6 protein-coding genes are annotated in these 6,116 nt (G+C 71.9%); 3 read left to right on the top strand and 3 right to left on the bottom strand.

The features are described 5' to 3' along the window. A partial coding sequence (locus VGZ32_RS14635) for a DNA glycosylase AlkZ-like family protein (RefSeq protein ID WP_326886569.1) occupies positions 1-533 on the bottom strand: 533 nt, incomplete at its 3' end. Positions 534-540: 7 nt separating this feature from the next. After that, on the bottom strand, positions 541-1,041 hold the full coding sequence (locus VGZ32_RS14630) for a DoxX family protein (protein ID WP_326886568.1): 501 nt from the start codon (positions 1,039-1,041) through the stop codon (positions 541-543). Between the two features lie 215 nt (positions 1,042-1,256). On the opposite strand from VGZ32_RS14630, the gene VGZ32_RS14625 reads away from it, so the two are divergent. Beyond that, positions 1,257-2,429, top strand: a complete 1,173-nt coding sequence (locus VGZ32_RS14625) for a hypothetical protein (RefSeq protein ID WP_326886567.1) — start codon at positions 1,257-1,259, stop codon at positions 2,427-2,429. A 165-nt stretch (positions 2,430-2,594) separates the two neighbouring features. Here VGZ32_RS14625 and VGZ32_RS14620 read toward each other — a convergent pair whose 3' ends face one another. Then, positions 2,595-3,824: a cytochrome P450 gene (locus tag VGZ32_RS14620; protein WP_326886566.1), complete on the bottom strand. Its 1,230-nt coding sequence runs from the start codon at positions 3,822-3,824 to the stop codon at positions 2,595-2,597. A 196-nt stretch (positions 3,825-4,020) separates the two neighbouring features. Here VGZ32_RS14620 and VGZ32_RS14615 point away from each other — a divergent pair, with 196 nt between their 5' ends. Together VGZ32_RS14615 and VGZ32_RS14610 are read left to right on the top strand one after the other, a co-directional pair. Continuing rightward, positions 4,021-5,280: a cytochrome P450 gene (locus VGZ32_RS14615; RefSeq protein ID WP_326886565.1), complete on the top strand. Its 1,260-nt coding sequence runs from the start codon at positions 4,021-4,023 to the stop codon at positions 5,278-5,280. Between the two features lie 19 nt (positions 5,281-5,299). Then, positions 5,300-6,091: an SDR family oxidoreductase gene (locus VGZ32_RS14610; RefSeq protein WP_326886564.1), complete on the top strand. Its 792-nt coding sequence runs from the start codon at positions 5,300-5,302 to the stop codon at positions 6,089-6,091. Positions 6,092-6,116: the final 25 nt, after the last annotated feature.

Here is a 6,116-nt window from a genome sequence, read left to right as displayed (position 1 = left end):
TGGCGCACCGACTGGCTCAGCGCGAACGGGTCGGCGTCCGGCCACCGCTCGGCCAGCGCCTTGCTGAGCGCGCTGAACGTCATCGGCTCCGCCTCGACCAGTTCCCGCCCGAACGCGGCCAGCTCGTCCAGGTCGGCGCCGGCCAGGCGGGGCACGAACGCGGTCCGCATGGACATTTCCATCATCGGCTGCAGGACCGGCCGGAACGAGAGGCAGTCGGCCGCGGTGACCAGGTGGATCGTGTTGCGGTGCAGGGCGATGCGAACCACGCGGCGCTGCATGATGGCGTTGCTGAGGTCCTTGAGCGCGAACGGGCGCAGCCGGGTCCACAGACCGAGGTACGGCGGGTCAGGAGCCTGCGCCTGCATGGCGACGAGGTGCTCGACGGCCTGTTCGACCGGGATCGCGACACGGTCGAGCAAGAGCTGCCGCCGCAGCAGCGTGCGGTTCAGAACACGGAGACTCAACACGTCCCCGGCCGCGGCTCCGGTAGTGGAACCGCGGCTGGAGGACTTCTTGCTTGGGACTGTCACGCGACTGTCACGCGGCTTCCGAGAGGGTCGGGGCGGGTTCGGCGGTCGCCGGGACCAGCTCGGTCACCGTGGCACCCGCGGCGGAGTCGGAGCGCCGCAACACGCGCCCGATCAGCGCGTCCAGCGACAGCGGGCCCGGACCGAAGAGCGCCACCATCAGGAAGCCCCAGCAGAACAGGACCGCCTCGTCGCCGCCGTTCTGCGCGGGCAGCAGCGCGATCTTCGCGTGGATGTCGAAGTATGCGAACGCCATCGAACCGGAGCATATGAGAGCCACGGCCCTGGACGCGAGTCCGAAGCCCACCAGCGCGCCGCCGACGAGCTGGATGAGCGCGGCCACGCCGTACGGCCACAGCCACGGGGAGATCTTCCCGCCCTCCGGCACCGCGCCGCCGGCCACGCCGAAGATCGCGGCCACGCCGTGCGTGGTGAACAGGAAGCAGAGGACGAGCCGGTTGAGCGAGAGCGCGACGTCGCGCAGGCGTAGCAACGATGTCTTCGAAGGCACCGGACATCACCTTTCTCTCGTAGTAGTGGTAGCGCTGAACGGTGCGGACCCGTGCAGTGCAGAGGCGGGTGGTCGCGCGACGCTCGACCGGCGCTCGAGCGTGCGGGAGGAATACAGGCATCCGAGCGAGCGGGCGTGCGGCGATCTTCGAGGTCGCGTTCGCACACTGAGCCCGGATTCGCGCAGCCGTCCCCCTTCAGGAGGGAAGTGAAGCCATGTCCGCAGGCACACGACTCGAATCGCGGCCGGTCGGATCCCCGCCGACCGCCGTCCAGGCCGCGTCCGGGCTGGAGGAGGCCGCCGCGGCGCTCGCCCCGACCGCCGCCCGGTACGCCGACGAGGCCGACGCGACGCACAGCCTCGCCTCCGAAGTGGTGGACGGTCTACGGGCGGCGGGCTTCGCCCGGCACTTCGCCCCGGCACCCTTCGGCGGGGTCGAGGGAAGCTTCGGCGAGGTGACCCGGGCGGTCCTCACGCTCGGCGAGGTGTGCGCCGCGACCGCGTGGGTGGCGTCGCTGAGTGCTTATTCGTCCCGGTTCGCCGCGCACCTGCCCTCGGACGGTCACGCCGAGTTGTGGGGCGGGCCCAGCGGCGCGGACGCGTTCGTCGTGGCGGGGCTCGTCCCGACCGGCGCGGCGCAGCCCGTGCCCGGCGGGGGTTACCGGCTGACGGGGACGTGGTTGTACGTCAGCGGGGTCGAGTTCGCCGACTGGGCGCTGCTGTGCGCGCCGGTGGCCGAGGAGGCGCCGACCCCGGACTCCGCTCCCGAGTTGCGGTTCTTCGCCCTGCCGCGCGGTGCGTTCGAGATCGACCCGACCTGGGACAGCGTCGGCATGCGCGCCACCGGCAGCCACAGCGTCGTCGTCGCAGGCGCGTTCGTGCCCTCGCACCTCTCGTTCCCGCGTGCGCACATGATCACCGGCGCCAATGAGGCGTCCGCGGCACTCTGTCACACGGTTCCGTTCCAGGCGGTCGGCGGCCTGACGTTCGGCGCTCCGGCCGTGGGCGCGGCGAGCGGGGCGCTGAAGGCGGCGCTGGCCGCGCTCGGGACCAAGCGGTGCACCCCGTCGATCGACCTCGAACTGGTGCGCTCCTCCGGCCGGATCGACGTCTCGCGCCACCTGATCGAGCAGAACGCGCAGGTGCTCGACGCGGCCGCGTTCACCCCGGCGCTGATGGCCCGCAACGAGCGCAACGTGACCTTCGCGGCCGAGCAGTGCTCGGACGCGGCCCACGGGCTGGTCCGCGCGGCGGGCACCAGCGGGCTGAGCGAGTCGGCCGCGCTGCAGCGCTTCTGGCGCGACGTGATCGGGATGACCAGCCACGTGGCGCTGCGCTACGAGACCGCGGCAGTGCGGACCTACCCGCCGGTGCTGTTCGGCGAGTGAGGCGGCGGGCCCCTGCCGGCCGCGACTCTAAGACTCAGGCCTCTGCTCCCCAGCGTGGGAGCAGAGGCCTGAGTCGTTTCGCAGGCTTTTGGCACTGAGCGCGGCAGAGCGCCGCCCGGCCGGGGGCGACCCAGCCGAGCGGCGTGTGTGCGCTGTCTGATTCGGTCAGTCGCCCCAGGCGACCGGCAGACTCGTCAGGGTGTGGTTGATCTCGCCCACGTGCCACGGCAGTTCCCCGGCCGGGACCGCCAGGCGCAGATCCGGGAACCTGCGCACCAGCCCGTCCAGGGCGATCTGCATCTCCATCCGGCCCAGCTGCATGCCCAGGCAGTGGTGGATGCCGTGCCCGAAGGAGATGTGCGGGTTGTGCTGGCGGGTCAGGTCGAGGGTGTCGGGGTCCTCGAACACCTCCGGGTCCCGGTTGGCCGAGGTCAGCGCCAGCACCACCGGGTCGCCCGCCTTGATGGTCGCCCCGGCGACCTCGATGTCCGCGATCGCCACCCGCGGGAAGCCCGTGGTGTCGGTGGCGAACAGGTTGACGTGCCGCAGCAGCTCCTCGACGGCGGTCGGGATGCGGGAGGGGTCCTCGCTCAGCCAGCGCCACTTGTCCGGGTGGTCGTGGATCAGCGCGAGCACCGAGTTGGCCAGCTGGTTCGCGGTGGTGTCGAATCCGGCGCCGATCAGCGTGAAGCCGAAGGTCACCAGCTCCGGCTCGCTGAGCCGGTCGTCGTTGTCGCGGGCCCCGATCAGCTCGGAGAGCATGTCGTCGGTCGGGTTGGCCCGCTTGTCCGCGATCAGGCCGACGATGTACTCGCTCAGCTTGGCGAGGCCGGCCAGCGACTCCTCGCCGCCGGCGCGGTCGTCGACCGTGGCGAAGGCGCGCGCGTTGCGCTCAAAGGACTCGAGGTCCTTCGACGGCACGCCGAGCAGCTCGCCGATGACGGTCAGCGGCAACGGCAGAGCCAAAGCGGGCACCAGGTCGACCGGGGAGCCCGACGCGACCATCGCGTCGATCAGCTCGTCGGAGACTGCCTGCACGCGCGGGCGCATCAGTTCCACCCGGCGCGTGGTGAACGCCTTCATCACCAGCTTGCGCAGCCGCCCGTGCTCGGGCTCGTCCATCGAGATAATCATCTCGGGGGTGGTGTACATGGTGCCGCCGATCCGGGGTGTGTCCGGCCGGCAGGCGGCGGCGCGGCTGAGCCGCGGGTCGGCCGATAGCGCGCGTACGTCCTCGTAGCGGGTGACGACCCACGCGTCCGCCCCGCCCTCGGTCGGGACCTTCAACACCGGGCACTCGCCGCGCAGTTGCGCGTAACGCTCGGAGGGGCCCCGATACGACGAGCCGGGGAAGGGATAGACGTCCGTCGCCGCTTCGGTCGCTTGGGCAGACAAGATGGCACCTCCGGATGGTCAGGCCGTGCAGCGTCGGCCGGAGCGTAAGCAGCGCGGCTCGAAGCCCGGTCGCCGCAGGCTCGTGCGCACTCGGCGCGCATTCGATGTGCGCCGCGTTCACCGGGCTTCCACCCCGCTTCGAGACGCCAGCCCTACCGTGCGGCGAGGTATTGCACCGACGACCGGAGGCCCAGCCGTGTCAGCTCCCTCTGTCTCGCCCGCTCCGGCAGCCGCGCGGCAGTTGCCTCAGTTCCCGTTCCCCGGCTCCAGTTACCGCGGGCCTGCCCCTCTCTTCGCCCGTCTGCGCGAGGAGCAGCCGGTCGCACGGGTGGAGTGGACCGGCGGCGGCCACGCTTGGCTGATCACCCGGCACCGGGACATCCGGACGGTGCTGAACGATCCGCGCTTCAGCCGGGCGGCCAGCTACGAGCCGGACGCGCCGAAGTTCGCCGGGCTGTTCCAGGCCCCGCCCGGGATGATCATCTCGCTCGACCCGCCGCAGCACACCCGTCTGCGCGTCCTCGCCGAGCAGGCCTTCTCCGCGGAGCGGATCGAGGGCATGCGACCGCGCGTGCGCGAACTGGCCAGCCGGCTGCTGGACGCGATCGACGCGTCAGGCCCCGGCGACGAGCCGGTCGACCTGGTCTCCCGCTTCGCGGCCCCGCTGGCTATGGCCGTCATCTGCGAGCTGTTGGGCGTGCCGGAGGCCGACCGGGAGAACTTCCACGCCTGGGTGCGCATGTTCGCGGACGTGTCAGGACCCGAGGAGCAGGCGGTCGAGGGCCGCGAGCAGCTCGGCGCATACATGGCCGGGCTGGTGGGGGCCAAGCTGGCCGAGCCCGCCGACGACGTGCTCTCCGCGCTGGCCGCGGCGCGTCACGGCGAGGACCGGCTCGACTTCGGCGAACTGGTCGGCCTCGGCTTCACGCTGCTGGGCGGCGGCTTCGACTCCTCGGCCGGACAGCTCGGCAACATCGTGCTCACCCTGCTCGCCCACCATCCCGGGCAGTGGCGGCGCCTGGCCGACAGTCCACAGGAGATCCCGGTCGCCCTCGAGGAGCTGCTGCGCACCGTCAACATCAGCGGGAACGACACCTCGGGCATGCCGCGCATCGCCCTGGAAGACGTCGCCGTCGCCGGGGTGACCATCCCCGCCGGTGACGCGGTGTTCCTGGCCTTCGCCTCGGCCAATCGCGACGCCGAGGTCTTCGCCGAACCCGACCGGCTGGACTTCGCCCGCGCCGACAACCCGCACCTGGCGTTCGGCCACGGCGTGCACCGCTGCCTCGGCGCGCCGCTCGCCCGGGTCGAACTGGCGGTCGCCCTCAAGGAGCTGACCCGCCGTTACCCCGCCGCGGCACTGGCCGTGGCGGCCGACGAGCTGGAGTGGCGGATCGGCGACGTGAACCACAACCTCGTGGCGCTCCCCGTCAGCCTCAACCCGACAGGCCGATAACCCGCGAAAAGGAGCAGACATGGCAGGCATGACCGAGGGGAACGGGCAGCCCTTCGCGAACCAGGTGGTCGTGATCACCGGCGGCGGCACCGGCATCGGCCGGGTCACCGCCCTGACCTTCGCCAAGCAGGGCGCCTCGACGGTCATCATCACCGGGCGCCGGCGGGAGCGGCTGGAGGAGACGGCCGCGCTGCACCCCGCCATCGTCGCGGTGCCCGCCGACGTGACCACCGATGCCGGGGCTGACGCGGTCGCGCGGGCGGTCGCCGAGCACGGCGGCGTCCTCGACGTGCTGGTGCACAACGCGGGCATCCACTTCATCGCACCCGTGCAGGAGATCGACCCGGCCGCGGCGCGCGAACTGTTCGACGTCAACGTGATGGGCGCGGTCGTGCTCACGCCCAAGCTGCTGCCGCTGATGCGCTCGCCGGGCGGCAACATCGTGTTCGTCACCAGCCCGGCCGGGCACAACCCGACCCCGCAGGTCTCGGTCTACGCGGCGAGCAAGGCGGCGCTCAGCAGCCTCACCCGCACCTGGGCGCTCGAGCTGGCGCCGAAGGGGATCCGGGTCAACGCCGTGGCGCCCGGCTGGGTGCGCACCGAGGTGTTCGAGTCGAGCGGCATGACCCCGGAGCAGGTCGACGGGTTCTTCGCGCAGGTGGCGCACGGCGTGCCGCTCGGCATGACCGGGGTGCCCGAGGACGTCACGCTGTGGATCACCCGGTTCGTCGAGCCGTCCAGCGCCTACGTGACCGGTCAGATCATCGCCATGGACGGCGGCGCGGAAATGGTTCGCGGCAAGCAGGTCTGAGCGCGGCCCGCCGCTGTCAAGACCC

The organism is Actinocrinis sp. (assembly GCF_035938995.1).
Classification (GTDB): domain Bacteria; phylum Actinomycetota; class Actinomycetes; order Streptomycetales; family Catenulisporaceae; genus DASZGI01.
Note: the sequence above shows the minus strand (reverse complement) of the source record. Positions and strands in the feature narration are given on the sequence as shown.